Raw genomic sequence first — 12,661 nt, forward strand, 5'->3', positions numbered from 1 at the left:
AGGCATCGGGGCCGCGCGCACCCTGTCTCCGGACGGGCGGGCATCATAGGCAACCGGTTTCCGGCCGTCAAACACCGGGTCGATGGGCCGCGTTCCGGCGCGGTGCCGCCTGGTCCGCCAGCCCGTCCGGCGGCAGGACGGGCGAGCCGGTCCGCAGCAGGTGAACCAGCCAGCGGCGCGACTGGCGGCGCCAGGCGCGGCGTTGCGGCCCCCGCCAGCCGCCGGACCGGGGGGATGGCATGTCCAGCCGTTCGGTGATGGCGTCCAGGATACGCTGGGCCCGCGCCCCCCAGGTCATGGTGTGGCTTTCGGCCAGGGCGGTCCGCGCCAGCCGCCCGGCCAGCGCCGGATCGTCCAGCAGCCGGCGCAGGGTCCGGGCCAGGGCCGGCGGAGCATCCGGCTGGCACAGCAGCGCGTTTTCCCCGTCGCGCAGGACTTCGCGCACGTCGGGCGTGTTGCCCGCCACGATCGGCCGGCCGGACGCCATGTAGAAGAACAGCTTCAGCGGCAGCACCGTCGAGCCGAAGCGTGCCAGCGGCTGCAGCGACGGCGGGATCAGCAGCACGTCGGCGGCGTGGATATACTGGCCGAGGATCTCGGGCGGCTGGAAGGGGACGACCCGGACATTGGGCAGCGCCTGCGCCATGGCCTCGATCGGGCCCTCGCCATAGGAGCCGACCAGGATGAACAGCAGGTCGGGCAGGAGGCGCGCGGCCTCGATCACCACCGCCAGTCCCTTCTTGTGGTTGACCCGTCCGGTATAGACCACGGTCTGCGCATCGGCCGGGATGTCCAGCGCCCGCCGGGCCGCGTCGCGCCCGATTGGGGCGTCCAGCCGTTCGGGTTCGAACCCGTTGCGGATGCATTGCAGCTTGTCGGCGGGAATCCCCAGTTCGAGATATTTTTGCCGCGTATAGTCGGAATGGCAGATATTGACCACGAAGCGCCGGTGGCACATCAGCCGGTACAGAAAGGGGCGCAGCGGCGGGATCTGGTCCGGCCAGGGCCGGTAATGGTCGAACACCACGCGCTGGCCGAACCGGATCGCCATCCAGGCGATCCACAGATTGCGGGTATAGACGAGATCTGCCCGGCGGAAGGCGCTGCGCCAGACGATCGTCAGCCCGCAGGCCAGATGGCGTGCCCAAGGCGGCGAGAGCGGTGCCCAGGCCCGCGCCACCGCCAGGCCCGTCGCCTGCCGCAAGGCCGCGGATGCGGCCTGGTCCGGCAGGGGCACGTGCAGCGCCGCCCCGGTGGTCAGCCGCGCCAGATAGCGCGCGGTGGTCAGGAAGACCTCGGCGTCGGCCTCGGTGCTGGGAAGCGGGTTTTCGAAGGCGAACAGGATGCGTAACGCCCCGCCTTGAACCGCATCGGTGGGGGGCGGGCTGGTCTGTGTCATGTCGAAATCCACTTTTCGTCCCGCCAGGCCGGGCTGGCGGCGCATATGAGCGGGAATGCCGGTTGCTGTCCAGAACCGCTTCATCCGGAACCATTTTGTCCGGAAGAGCCGGGGCCGTTCGCCGGGGCTGGTACCGGTGGGTGGCGGCCGTGGCATCAGGCATCTCGCGCGGGCGTGCAACCATCTCGGTTCCGCGACGCTAGAGGTGAGTTACCGGACAAAGCGTCCTGCCCGCGCCTCAGGAGCCAACGGTCATGCCTGACCTGACATTCACTGAAATCCTGTCTCGTCTGATGGTACTGCGCGCGCAGGTCTCGGGCCCTCATTCGGTGCCGGTCGCCCGGAACTGACTCACCGGTAATGGCATGTCGTACAGAAGTATCGGGTATTGGAGGCCGGGATTAAATCCCGAATTTGATGGTGACCATCAAATCAACACAAATTTCGTAATGTAATTTCTTTTGAAGATATTATGGCCGGGATCGTGCCCGCCACCACCTTGTTTTGAATGGAGAATGGCTATGACAGACAATGTGGCGATGATCGACAGGGACCCCCTGCTGCTGGCCGGCGCCACCGCCCATGCCCTTGAGCCCCGCGCGCTTGACGCGGACGGTTCGGCTGCGGCCGCGCGGCATCATGCGGACGATCTGATGCATCATGTCCGCGCGCCGGTCTTGACGCAGGATGAGCGGATCGGCGGAGCCAAGATGTCGCGGCCGACGCCGGCGCAGCAACTGGGCAAGCGTATCCAGGCCCTGCGGAAGGCCGCGGGCATGAACCAGTACCAATTGGCCGACCGGCTGGGCATGTCGCGGTCGGCCGTCGCGTTCTGGGAGACCGGGCGCGAGAGCAGCGCGCGCAAGCATATTCCGCGCCTGGCCCGTCTGTTCGGCGTGTCCGAGGAAGCGTTCCTGACCGACCAGCACGACGAAAGCCATGAGATGACGCTGACGTCCGACGAGCACGACCTGCTGGTGCTGTACCGGATGCTGGATGCGACGGACAAGCTGTCGGCCCAGAAATGGATCGAAAAGCGGGTCGTGCGCCAAGGCCAGTGATGCCGGGGATAATGATCTCGGAAGCACCTGGGATCCCGGACGCACCCGGCCGGGTCCGGGTCAGCGCGCCAGCGTGACCAGGATCGGCCGGTGGTCCGACGGGCCGTAGGGCAGGGCGCTGCACGACACGCAATGCAGGGCGCGCGCCACGCAGCGATCCAGGCGCAGCGGCAGGACACCGTACATGCGGTGCGTTGCCGTTCGCGGGCCCAGATCGGTGAAGCCGGGCGGGCAGGTCGGCCCGACGGCGTTGAAATCGCCCATGATGACGTCGATGTCGGGACAGGCCGACAGGATGTGGCGGATCTGCCGCCGGTTGGCGCGCTGGCCATGGTCCAGATGCACGTTCGCGATGCGCAGTCCGCCCGTGCGCCCCTCCATATGCCCATCATGCCCATCCATGCGGATGATCTGTGCGGCGCGCGGCGCGACCGAACGGCGGATGGGGACCGGCAGGTCGCGGCGGGTCGCGGCGGGCAGCATCAATTGCGTCGCCTGGACCGGATGCGGGCTCCACATGGCCGGGGCGTGCGGACGCGGCGGCGCCATGGCGCGGTGGTACCGGCCGCCCAGCAAGTCCGGCAGCGCGTCCAGGCCCGCCGTCGTTTCCTGCATCAGCACCAGGTCCGGTGCGACGTCCCGGATCAGCCGGGCCACGTCGTGGCAGCCGGCGCCGCGCCGTACCAGCAGGTTCCAACTGAGGATACGCAGCATGTGCCGGCCTATTGGAACCGGCACGGCCGGTCGACCGTGGGGGCCTGGTCGGTCTGGATGACCATCAGCGTCACCGGTCCGTCGCCGACATTGCCGGCATTGTGTCCGATATGTCCCCTGGCGTCACGGCGGGACATCTGGTCCTCGCCCAGCGAGAGGTCGCCGGGCCCCATGACCACGCGGGTGCCGTCCATCGCCTCGACGAACCATGTGCCCCGCAGGGGAATGATCCATTGCACCGTCGGGTCCGGGTGCCAGGTGCCGTCCCAGTGCGCCGGCTGCACGGTCGAAATGATGGTCGTGCGGCCGGGCGGCAGCCGGTCCTGCCATTGCGGGCCGGCCGGCTTCGACATGGATTTCAGGATGTAGCGGTGGAAATGGCAGCGCGTCAGGTGGCTGACGCCTTTCGAATCGGTCCAGTTGTGCCAATAGACGCCCTGCGGGGCGGCGTCGGACGCGGTTGCGTCCGCTGGCATCATCGCCGGCATCATTGCCGGCATCATTGGTGGAATCATCGCGAGCATCGTCGTCAGAATTCTCGCGCGCGTCCGGTGCGCGTGCAACCGGCGATGGAGCGGATCGGTGTCGGTCATGGCCGCATTCCTCCTGCCCGCCGATCATGCCCGTCCCGCCGCGTCCTGTCCGGCCCCTGGACTTCAAAAATCCTTTTATTTGCCTCGGGCCCGGATCGCGGGGATTCTGGACGCGATGTCTTGCGGTCCTACCTGGCGGCCCTGCCCGGCCGGCCCGGTCGAAAGGGGTGGGATGAACGCGGAAACGCAGGGAGCGGCGCAACCTGCCGCGGCGGCGGTGGTCGATGTCCGGGATCTCGTCAAGGCCTTCGGGACATGTCGGGCCCTGGACGGGCTGTCCTTCGCGATCGCGCCGGGTGAGATCGTGGCCCTGCTGGGGCCGAACGGTGCGGGAAAATCCACGCTGATCGGCTGTCTGCTGGGGTTTCTGCTGCCCGGCAGCGGCACGGTCTCGATCTGGGGGCAGGAGGCCGGGGCGCTGGATGCGCTGCGGCGTGCCCGCATGGGCTATGTGCCGCAGGCGATGAATGCGTTCGGGTCCTTCCGGGTCGGACAACTGATCGCCTATCTGGGCGGGTTTTACGCCAGCGTGCCGCAGGCGCCCGATCCGGCGCTGCTGGCCTGGGCCGATCTCGACCCTGCGGCGCGGGTCGGGCGGCTGTCGGGCGGGCAGAAGCAGCGCCTGGCCATCGTGCTGGCGCTGCGCCACCGGCCGGATTTCCTGATCCTGGACGAGCCGGTCGCCAGCCTGGACCCCCAGGCGCGGCGCGATTTCATGGCCCTGCTGGACGAATATTGCGCGCGGACGGGCGCCTGCGTGCTGATGTCCTCGCATATCCTGTCGGACCTGGAGAAGGTGGCGACGCGCGCGCTGTTCATGGCGCGGGGGCGCATCGTGCACGACACGCCGATGGAGCGGTTTCGCCGGGCCACGCGCTGGATCGTGCCGGCGGGCGATGGCGGCGCGGCGCCGCCCACCGGCCCCGCCGGCCCGATCGCGGATCGGCTGCCCGCGCCGCTGACCTGCCTGGGGCGCGACGCGGCGACGGGCGCGCTGCTGGTCGACGGCTGGGACGACCGGCTGGCCGACGCGCTGCAGGCTGCCTTTGCGCACCCGGTCAGCGTGCGCCATCCGGACCTGGAGGCCGCGTTCCTGGAGATCACCCGGTGATGGGAACGGCGCGGCCGGACCTGCCCTCGCCGGTGTCCGCGCTCGGCGCGGCGCTGCGCGTCTATGGCAGCCGGGCCTTCGTCACCGGCAATCCGGGGCTGCTGGCGACGGCCCTGTACCTGGTGCAGATGCCGGTATGGATCGGCCGGCTGCGCCGCCATCCGCCGGGGGTGATGCCCGATATCGGGCAGAGCGGGCATTTCAACCCGGTCTTCCTGGCCGGCATGTTCGGGATCGGCGCCGTCGGGCTTCACTGCATGCGGCAGGTCCGCAACCCGCTGGCCGCGACGGTGCCCGGCCTGGTCGATGCCGAGCGCCGGGCCGCATTGCTGGTCATCTTTCTGCTGTGCGCGGGGCTGGTCCTGCCCCTGGTGCTGGCCGGCGTGCCCGCGCCGGGGGCGGCGGCCTTCGTCGCCCTGGCCGTGCTGGGTGTCGGCGGGCAGGGCGAGCGGGGCGAGCGCGCCTGGGTCAAGGGGGTGCGGGGCCTGGTCATGACCGGCGGCATGGTGCTGAGTTTCGTGCCGACATGGCAGCGCTGGATCGTCACGCTGTCCGCGCCGTCGGCCGGGTTGGTGGTCGCGGCATGCGCGCTGGCCGTGGCCACGACCCTGACCTTTCATCACGGGCGCGCGGAACGCCGGACGACGCTGCAGGAGAACCGCGCGGCCCGGGCGAGGATTCCGGCGCCTGCACCGGGCGGGCTGGGGGCGGCGCTGCATGCCGTCATGGTCTGGCAGCCGGCCTTCCTGCGCCAGGCGGCCTTGCCGCCGACCCTGGCACCGATCCTGGCGCGGCAGATCGGGCCGGCGGGCATGCTGGCGGGCTTCGTGGCCCTGTTCCTGTTCATACTGCTGTTCGACGTGCTGGCCTGCTGGGGTGCGGCCCTGTTCGGCCATGGTCGTTTCGTCACGAATTTCCGCGACGGCGCCCCCAGCGTCATGCTCGCGCCGCTGTCCATGACGGTGATGGGGCTGGGGGGCTGGCTGACGGCGCGGGGGGACTGGCCGTATTTCTTCATGACCGGGCGCTATGGCGGGCGGCGGGCGTTCGTGCGGGCGATGTTCCGGGCCTATCGGGTGAATGTCCTGCTGGCCGGGGCAATCGCGGTGGGGGTGACGCTGCTGTTCCAGGCGGCGCTGGGGGAACTGCCGCAGCGGCAGAACGTGCCAATGCTGGGGGGACTGACCTTTCTGATGTTCGTCGGGGCGGCCCATTTCGGCGCGCTGCCGCTGCTGTGGCGGGCAATCGGCGGCAAGGGGGCGATCGTCGCCTGCAACGTGCTGGCCTATATGACGCTCAATCTGGGCAATCCCCTCACCATGGCCCGCGCGGGACTGGCCGCGACGGGCGTCGGGCTGGCGCTGGGGGTCTTTGCGGCGGGCATGGTGATCGCGTGGGTCGCCCCGGCTCAACTGGCCCGGATGGACTGGCCGCTGGACACGGAATAGGGCGCGGCATCGCTGGTGACGTGCGGGTCGTCTTCGGCCATCTGCCGCGCCAGGGCGAGGAAGCGCGCGCGCATTTCCCGCGCATAGGGGTTCAGTTGCGTGATGGCGTGGTACACCTCGGGCGAGTCGTGGCGGACCATGTCCAGGGCGGCGCGCAACTGGTCGAAGCTGCCCGTCGTGATCCGCTGCGGCATCGGTTTCATGTGGGGTTCCATGTGGTCCAGCAGGCGGGCCAGCAGGTGGGTCAGGCCCTGGCTGATCGCGGCCTCGCGGTCATGGGCCTCGGGCGTCGTCAGGATCACGCGCAGGCCGAGTCGGCGCAGGAAGGCGGCCAGCGCCGCCGCCCGCGTGCCGCGCAGCGGGCAGAGCGCGATCCGCCGGCCCGCCAGCCCGTCCCGCGCGCTCTGCGGGCCGAACAGCGGATGGGTGGCGATGATGTCGACATGCGTGGGCAGGTCGCGGCACAGGATCCGGGCGGGCAGCATCTTGACCGAGCCGACATCGACGACCAGCGCCCGCTCCGCCAGATGCGGACGGATCGCCAGCACCGCATCCCGCAGCGCGGCGACCGGCACGGCCAGGATGACGATCGGGCAGCGTGCGGCCAGGGCCAGCGGGCCGGCGGTGACGCCCGCCATCGGCGCGGCCTCGCCGGGCGGCAGGGCGGGGTCGTGGACCAGCAGGCGGCAATGGGCGCGCAGATGGACGGCGATCAGCCGCCCGAAGGCGCCGAAACCGATCAATCCGACCTGGGGCGGTCGAGGGGCAGGGAAATTGGGCAGCATGAACGGGGCTTTCTTCGAGCCGCGTCGCCGCTGGTATCCGGATAGAGTCAACCGCCGACGACGCAGCGGTTGAGTACAGAACGCAATCCCCGCCGCTATGAGAGCGGCGCGTAATAGAGTCCGGCCAGGGCAGGGGCCGGCAGGGTGGGAATCGTCGTCATGCGCGGCAGCTAGCGCCTTCTATTCCGCGCGGTCAATCCCTTCCGGCAGGGTGCCTTCCATGACGACGTAGCGCAGGCCGCTCTTGACGAAGGGCGCGCCGCGCGGCGCCAGCCCGAAACGGCGATAGAATGCGACGGCGGTCAGCCGGGCGTCCAGCGTGATCCCGGTGAAGCCGAGCGGGCGCAGATCGGCGAAGGCCCGTCGCAGCAGCGCGCTGCCGATCCCCTGGCCCTGGCATTCGGGCAGCACCGCGCATTTGCGCAGCCGCACCGTGCGGCCGTCGACGGGAAAGAACGACCCGCACCCCGCCAGGACCCCGTCGGCGAAGGCGCCGTAATGCAGCGCGTCGGCATCGCCGGGCACGAGGCATTCCTCGGCCGTCCGGCCGGGCCACAGCACCGCCCGGCGGATGGGCAGGCAGTCGGTCAGGGCGATGCGCGCGATCCGCATGTCGGGCATGAAGGTCCCTTTTCGCGTTCAGGGTTGGGGGCGTTCAGGGGGGGGGGCGACCAGCAGCCAGGCGCCAGTCACCTGCAGCGGCAGCCCGGCGACCAGCATGATGAAGCCGGCCCAGTGCTGGTCCTGCAGCGGCGTCAGGTCCCACCGGCACAGCACGTCCAGGTAGGGGGCGTACAGCACCCGGGGGGCGGTCATCCAGACCACCGCCACCACCGTCATCGGCACGCCGCCCAGCAGGGCATAGAGCCCCGCCCCCGGGTTGCTGCGGATGATGCGGGTGCCGGGCAGGACCTGCGCCCAGAACAGCAGGCCGGCCAGCAGGTCCAGCAGGCCCAGCGGCGCGCTGAACAGCGCGTTGGCCAGCGAGCGGTCCAGCACCGCGGGCAGTCCGGTGACGATCGCCAGCCCGCCGAACAGCACGGCCGCCACGCCCGGATCGCGCAGCCAGCCCGTGGGGGACGCAGCGCCGCCCGCTTTGCCGGGCCAGGCCAGCAGCAGGAAGGGCGGCACCACCTGCCCCAGCACCATCAGGGCGAGCGTGTATTGCGCCATCGAGGCCAGCGGGTCGCGCAGCCCCAGGCAGGATGCCGCCAGCAATGACGCCCCGGCCGCTGCCGCCGGCAGCCGGCGCCATGTCCCGCGCGCGGTCCCGGGTTGCGTGGGCCCGGGATGTCTGGAGCTGAGGACGGCGATCGCGATTCCGGTCAGGATCGCGGCGGCCATCCAGGCGCCGACGGCCAGCGGGCTCCATGCGGTTCCGGGTCCATCGGTCACAGGCACGTCGATCACACGTCGATCATAGGACGGACCGGATGTCGCTTGCCATGCCTGACGGGTCGTCCAGTTGCGTCATGCCGTAGCGGGCCCGCATATGCCCGTCCGGCCCGACCAGCGTCAGAACCGAGAGATGGTTGATCCGTCCGTCCGGGCCCGCGTCCTGCCAGCCGATCCGCCAGGCCCGCGCGATGGATTCCACGTCCCGGGGCCGTCCGGTCAGGCCGATCGGCGCCGGCCGGAAATTGGCCAGGAAATCATGCAATGCGGCCGGCGTGTCATGGGTGGGGTCCAGGGTCACGAACACCACGCGGACCCGTGCGGCGTCATGCCCCAGCCGGTCGAAGACCGGGGCCAGGGCGTTCAGCACCGTGGGGCAGACATCGGGGCAGCGGACATAGCCGAAATAGACCAGAACGGCCTGGCCGCGCAGGGATGCCAGGTCGAACGGCCGGTTTCGATCGTCGCGGAGTTCCAGGGCGGGCGCCGCCGCGGCCGGAACGGCAGAGCCGCTGAACCGGGCGAAGTCGCGGCCGGACAGGGCGCCGAGCCGGGTGTACAGCGCCAGTGCCGCCAGTGCGGCCGCCCCGGCGCAGCCCCCGCGCCAGAGCGATACCCGCCAGCGGGGGGACGTCACGCCGTGCCTACCACAGCACCCAGCCGGGCGCGCGGGTCACATGGTGCAGGAACGGCCACAGGATCGGCACATAGGCCGCGGCGGCGGCGACCAGCGTCACGCCGGCCAGGATCCAGACATGTTCCAGGGCCCGCGCCAGGGGGGAAGGCCCTGCCCCGGCCGGGGACGGCGGGGCGTCGATTGCGTGACCGGCCGGGCCGCCGATGGCCTGGGCGAAGGGAACCGGCGGCGGCGCGGCGCGGCGGCCGAACAGGATCGTGCCGAAGAATACCGCGAAGAACGCGTATGTCGCCAGCCACAGCACCACCCCGCCCGCCGCCACCAGCGCCAGCGGCACCGACGCCGCGCCGTACAGCGCATGATAGGTGCCGTGCGGCAGGGCCGAGACCCAGGCGCGGCGCGGCACGCCATACAGCCCGGCCCATTGCATGCCCACGGCGAACAGCATCATCCCCGCGAACCACAGCCAGGCGGCCGCCAGCGCCAGGCGCCGGCTGACCAGCCGCCGGCCGGTCAGATGCGGCACCATCCAGAAGGTGATGGCCATGAAGGTCATCGCCGTCACGCTGCCGACCGTGACGTGGAAATGGCCGGGGACGAAAATGGTGTTGTGGACGATGGCGTCCAACTGCCAGCTTCCGCTCACGATGCCCGTGGCGCCGCCCAGGATGAAGGTCACGGCCGCCAGCACCTGTGCCGCGACGCTGGGATCGCCCCAGGGCAGGGCGCGGAACCAGCCGAACAGTCCGGTCCCGCCGCGCAGTCGCCCGGCATATTCCAGGCTGAGCCCCAGGGTGAAGGCGGTGATCAGGCTGGGCATCGCCACCGACATGGTCAGCACGACCAGGATGCCGCGCCAGACCTGCGAAAAGCCGGGGTCTGCGAATTGGTGGTGGGTGCCCACCGGTAGGGCGAACACCATCAGTAGCGCGAAGGTCAGCCGCGCCATCGGGTCCGACACCAGCTTGCCGCCCGCCTGGCGCGACAGCAGCCCGTACCAGGAAATATAGGCCGGCATCAGCCAGAAATAGACGATCGGGTGTCCGGTCAGCCAGAACAGCGTGCGGTCTATGATCGGATCGACGGCGGCGATCAGCCCGATCGACCACGGGTCGAGCTGCAGCACCAGCTCGGCCAGCGCGCCAACGCCGGCCATCACCCACATCAGCATGGTCACCAGGCTCATATAGGTGACCAGCGGCGTGACCTGGCCGGGGCGGGCGCGCTTCCACGTGGCGCGCATCGCCAGCAGGATCGGCAGCGGCATCGTGCTGCCGATCGTCAGCAGGGTCATGCCGAAATAGAAGAACGGGCTGCCCTTCAGCGGCGGATAGAACGTCCACAGCACCGAGGACGAATTGTCGAACATGGCATAGAGCAGGCAGGCCGTACCCGCCGCCATCAGCCCGAAACAGGCGCGCCACAGCGCCAGGCCCGGCGCCACCCCCAGTTCGCGCGCCGGCAGGTAGACCAGCAGCCCGCAGGTGACGAAGAAGGTGAAGACATAGCCGTTCAGCACGCCGTGGATCGTCAGGCCCTGATAATAGGTCTGCAGCAGCGGCCGCAGGGACGGATAGGCGTTGATCCCGGCATAGTTCAGCGCCTGCAGCGGCCCGATGGTGGCGCCGACCAAAAGGGCGCCGAAGCCCGCGACCAGGAAAGCCAGCATCATGCGCCGCATGGCCGCGTCGCGCCCAATGCCTGCGTCGCGCCCGGTGTCCGCGCGCGGTCCGGCGGCCTGCGTTGCGACCTGGATATTCATGACGGGGTCCCCGTCGTGACGGCTTGCGATGGCGTGACGACGATCCGCGCGACCATGGCATGGTGCAGCATGCCGCAATATTCGTTGCAGATGATGTGGTACACGCCCGGGCGGCGGAACGTGTATTTCACCGAGCCCACCACGCCCGGCACCGCCGTCAGGTTGACCGCCGTGCCCTGGATTTCGAAACCGTGCAGCACGTCGGCGCTGGTGACGTAAAAGGTGATTTCGGCCCCGGCGGGCACGCGGATCACGTCGGGCGACCAGTGCCAGGCCCGCCCCACCACGTAGACCGCATAGGCGTTCGGCCCCGTCCGCACGATCTTGCCGTCGGCGAACGCGGCCTCCCGCGCCGGGTCTGCCGGGTCGGTGTAGAAGGCGCCCGTCGCGGACACCAGCCCGTAATCCCGCACCACATAGAACATCGTGCCGATCGTCAGCAGCGCCAGCATGACGATCACGCAGAACGTCCAGACCCGTTCGTGCCGTTCGGCCGAGGCGTGGAACGCAGCCTCGAAGGGGGTCATGCCCCGTTCCTCGCTCATCACCGCTCTCCTTGCGTCATGCGCGATGAAGGAAAATCAACGACACCAGGCCCCAGACCAGCAGGATGGCGGCCGCCAGCACGCCGCCGACCACCCAGGTGCCGACCGGGCGCACCGATCCGGGGAGCGGCGGCAGATCGCCGTTGCTTTCCATGGTCATTGGGCGCTTCCGGAGCCGCTTCCTGGGCCGTTTCCGGACAGGCTCTGGACGAAGGCGGCGACCGCCTGCATGTCGGCATCATTCATTCCCCGGACCTCCATGACCATGATCTTGCCCATCGGGTCGCGATCGCTGCCCCGTTTCCAGCGGCGCAACTGCCCCAGCACATAGGGGGCGGACTGCCCCGCCAGAGGCGGAAAGGGGCCCATGCCCTGCCCCGCCGGCCCGTGGCAGCCCGCGCAGGGCATGACCCCGGCACCGCCGCCCCCGGTTTCGAATACCGTCTGGCCGCGGGCGTGGCGGCCGGCCGGCACCGGCACCAGCACCTCGGCATCGGCTTCGACGGGGGCGGACTGCGCCGCGTAATAGGCTGCGACGGCGCGCATCTGTTGCGGCGTCAGCGCCCGGGCGAACGGGGTCATCCAGAAGCTGGTGCGCTTGCCGGCGGCGAAGAAGGAAAGCTGCTGCTGCAGATAGGCCGGGGCGGCACCGGCCAGGCGCGGGATCGCCATGTCCGGCTGCCCGGCCCCGTTCATCATGTGGCAGGCCGCGCAGCCGACATGGCCGGCCTGGACGCCCCGTTCGGCGATCAGGCGGCCGGCCGCCACGTCCGGGCTTTCGGCGGCAGGTTGCGTATCCTGGGCAGAGGGCTGTGCTGGGGCAGGGGCCGGCATTCCTGCCAGCAGGCAAGCGCCCGCGATCGCCAGGGCGCGTACGCGCCGCCGCCGCGCCTGTATCCTGCCCGCCAGTCCGTGCATGCCGCTCTCCCCCACGGGCTTTGCCTGGATCGCCTGCCGCGGGATCGCCGACGAAGCCGACCGGTCGTGAAACCTCGCTGTCCGGCCGCTTCACGCGGTCGCGACGGGTGCGTTTTGCACATCTTTCGCTTCCGTGACAACTGCGACCGGCCTGGCTTCGGACAAGGGGCGGAACATGCCGCGTGCCGCGTGCCGCATGCCCCTGGCGATGACGGCGCCGGCGGTTACAATATGGTGAGGGGTAGCGCGCAATCCGTGCCGTTCGTGCATGAATGGACCGGCCGGCGCAGCGC

14 protein-coding genes are annotated in these 12,661 nt (G+C 70.2%); 3 read left to right on the plus strand and 11 right to left on the minus strand.

All coding sequences use genetic code 11. From position 1 onward, the window contains the following. Nucleotides 1–67: 67 nt before the first annotated feature. A complete protein-coding gene (locus tag QN315_RS14815) occupies nucleotides 68–1,399 on the minus strand; it encodes a glycosyltransferase family 4 protein (RefSeq protein WP_323990065.1) in 1,332 nt (443 codons plus the stop codon). A 521-nt stretch (nucleotides 1,400–1,920) separates the two neighbouring features. Between QN315_RS14815 and QN315_RS14820 the strand changes: the two genes are divergently transcribed. Then, nucleotides 1,921–2,460 (plus strand): helix-turn-helix domain-containing protein, encoded by a 540-nt coding sequence (locus tag QN315_RS14820; protein ID WP_246285655.1) that lies wholly within the window; start codon nucleotides 1,921–1,923, stop codon nucleotides 2,458–2,460. 60 nt (nucleotides 2,461–2,520) lie between these two features. On the opposite strand, the gene QN315_RS14825 is transcribed toward QN315_RS14820, so the two are convergent. Both QN315_RS14825 and QN315_RS14830 read right to left on the minus strand, forming a co-directional pair. Beyond that, nucleotides 2,521–3,174 carry an endonuclease/exonuclease/phosphatase family protein gene (locus QN315_RS14825; RefSeq protein ID WP_323990068.1) on the minus strand — a complete coding sequence of 218 codons (654 nt, stop codon included), beginning with the start codon at nucleotides 3,172–3,174 and terminating at the stop codon, nucleotides 2,521–2,523. Between the two features lie 8 nt (nucleotides 3,175–3,182). Then, nucleotides 3,183–3,662 carry a cupin domain-containing protein gene (locus QN315_RS14830; protein WP_408904643.1) on the minus strand — a complete coding sequence of 160 codons (480 nt, stop codon included), beginning with the start codon at nucleotides 3,660–3,662 and terminating at the stop codon, nucleotides 3,183–3,185. A 277-nt stretch (nucleotides 3,663–3,939) separates the two neighbouring features. Here QN315_RS14830 and QN315_RS14835 point away from each other — a divergent pair, with 277 nt between their 5' ends. After that, nucleotides 3,940–4,878: an ABC transporter ATP-binding protein gene (locus tag QN315_RS14835; protein ID WP_323990070.1), complete on the plus strand. Its 939-nt coding sequence runs from the start codon at nucleotides 3,940–3,942 to the stop codon at nucleotides 4,876–4,878. Next, nucleotides 4,875–6,326 carry a hypothetical protein gene (locus QN315_RS14840; protein WP_323990071.1) on the plus strand — a complete coding sequence of 484 codons (1,452 nt, stop codon included), beginning with the start codon at nucleotides 4,875–4,877 and terminating at the stop codon, nucleotides 6,324–6,326. The genes QN315_RS14835 and QN315_RS14840 overlap by 4 nt, the downstream gene beginning before the upstream one ends. On the opposite strand, the gene QN315_RS14845 is transcribed toward QN315_RS14840, so the two are convergent. The 8 genes from QN315_RS14845 to QN315_RS14880 form a co-directional block, all read right to left on the minus strand. Then, complete coding sequence (locus QN315_RS14845) at nucleotides 6,287–7,111, minus strand: prephenate dehydrogenase/arogenate dehydrogenase family protein (protein WP_323990072.1); 825 nt, start codon at nucleotides 7,109–7,111, stop codon at nucleotides 6,287–6,289. The genes QN315_RS14840 and QN315_RS14845 overlap by 40 nt on opposite strands. Nucleotides 7,112–7,291: 180 nt before the next feature. Beyond that, nucleotides 7,292–7,732 (minus strand): GNAT family N-acetyltransferase, encoded by a 441-nt coding sequence (locus tag QN315_RS14850; RefSeq protein ID WP_323990073.1) that lies wholly within the window; start codon nucleotides 7,730–7,732, stop codon nucleotides 7,292–7,294. An 18-nt stretch (nucleotides 7,733–7,750) separates the two neighbouring features. After that, a complete protein-coding gene (locus tag QN315_RS14855) occupies nucleotides 7,751–8,521 on the minus strand; it encodes a cytochrome c oxidase assembly protein (protein WP_323990074.1) in 771 nt (256 codons plus the stop codon). Between the two features lie 7 nt (nucleotides 8,522–8,528). Then, nucleotides 8,529–9,143 carry an SCO family protein gene (locus QN315_RS14860; RefSeq protein WP_323990076.1) on the minus strand — a complete coding sequence of 205 codons (615 nt, stop codon included), beginning with the start codon at nucleotides 9,141–9,143 and terminating at the stop codon, nucleotides 8,529–8,531. A gap of 7 nt (nucleotides 9,144–9,150) precedes the next feature. Then, the gene (locus QN315_RS14865; protein WP_323990078.1) at nucleotides 9,151–10,905 is read right to left on the minus strand and encodes a cbb3-type cytochrome c oxidase subunit I; all 1,755 of its coding nucleotides are present in this window, start codon (nucleotides 10,903–10,905) and stop codon (nucleotides 9,151–9,153) included. Next, on the minus strand, nucleotides 10,902–11,450 hold the full coding sequence (locus QN315_RS14870; protein ID WP_323990080.1) for a cytochrome c oxidase subunit II: 549 nt from the start codon (nucleotides 11,448–11,450) through the stop codon (nucleotides 10,902–10,904). The genes QN315_RS14865 and QN315_RS14870 overlap by 4 nt, the downstream gene beginning before the upstream one ends. Before the next feature lie 16 nt (nucleotides 11,451–11,466). Then, a complete protein-coding gene (locus QN315_RS14875) occupies nucleotides 11,467–11,610 on the minus strand; it encodes a hypothetical protein (protein WP_176640946.1) in 144 nt (47 codons plus the stop codon). Next, a complete protein-coding gene (locus QN315_RS14880) occupies nucleotides 11,607–12,368 on the minus strand; it encodes a c-type cytochrome (protein ID WP_323990081.1) in 762 nt (253 codons plus the stop codon). The genes QN315_RS14875 and QN315_RS14880 overlap by 4 nt, the downstream gene beginning before the upstream one ends. Nucleotides 12,369–12,661: the final 293 nt, after the last annotated feature.

Origin of the sequence: Nguyenibacter sp. L1 (assembly GCF_035199985.1) — a bacterium.
Lineage (GTDB): Bacteria > Pseudomonadota > Alphaproteobacteria > Acetobacterales > Acetobacteraceae > Gluconacetobacter > Gluconacetobacter vanlangensis.

Bases quoted from the DNA above. Each gene is read 5' to 3' on its own strand.
- QN315_RS14815 (WP_323990065.1), bottom strand. From the start codon at position 1,399: ATGACACAGACCAGCCCGCCCCCCACCGATGCGGTTCAAGGCGGGGCG.
- QN315_RS14835 (WP_323990070.1), top strand. From the start codon at position 3,940: ATGAACGCGGAAACGCAGGGAGCGGCGCAACCTGCCGCGGCGGCGGTG.
- QN315_RS14865 (WP_323990078.1), bottom strand. From the start codon at position 10,905: ATGAATATCCAGGTCGCAACGCAGGCCGCCGGACCGCGCGCGGACACC.
- QN315_RS14870 (WP_323990080.1), bottom strand. From the start codon at position 11,450: ATGAGCGAGGAACGGGGCATGACCCCCTTCGAGGCTGCGTTCCACGCC.
- QN315_RS14820 (WP_246285655.1), top strand. From the start codon at position 1,921: ATGACAGACAATGTGGCGATGATCGACAGGGACCCCCTGCTGCTGGCC.
- QN315_RS14825 (WP_323990068.1), bottom strand. From the start codon at position 3,174: ATGCTGCGTATCCTCAGTTGGAACCTGCTGGTACGGCGCGGCGCCGGC.
- QN315_RS14845 (WP_323990072.1), bottom strand. From the start codon at position 7,111: ATGCTGCCCAATTTCCCTGCCCCTCGACCGCCCCAGGTCGGATTGATC.
- QN315_RS14875 (WP_176640946.1), bottom strand. From the start codon at position 11,610: ATGACCATGGAAAGCAACGGCGATCTGCCGCCGCTCCCCGGATCGGTG.
- QN315_RS14830 (WP_408904643.1), bottom strand. From the start codon at position 3,662: ATGCCGGCGATGATGCCAGCGGACGCAACCGCGTCCGACGCCGCCCCG.
- QN315_RS14850 (WP_323990073.1), bottom strand. From the start codon at position 7,732: ATGCCCGACATGCGGATCGCGCGCATCGCCCTGACCGACTGCCTGCCC.
- QN315_RS14880 (WP_323990081.1), bottom strand. From the start codon at position 12,368: ATGCACGGACTGGCGGGCAGGATACAGGCGCGGCGGCGGCGCGTACGC.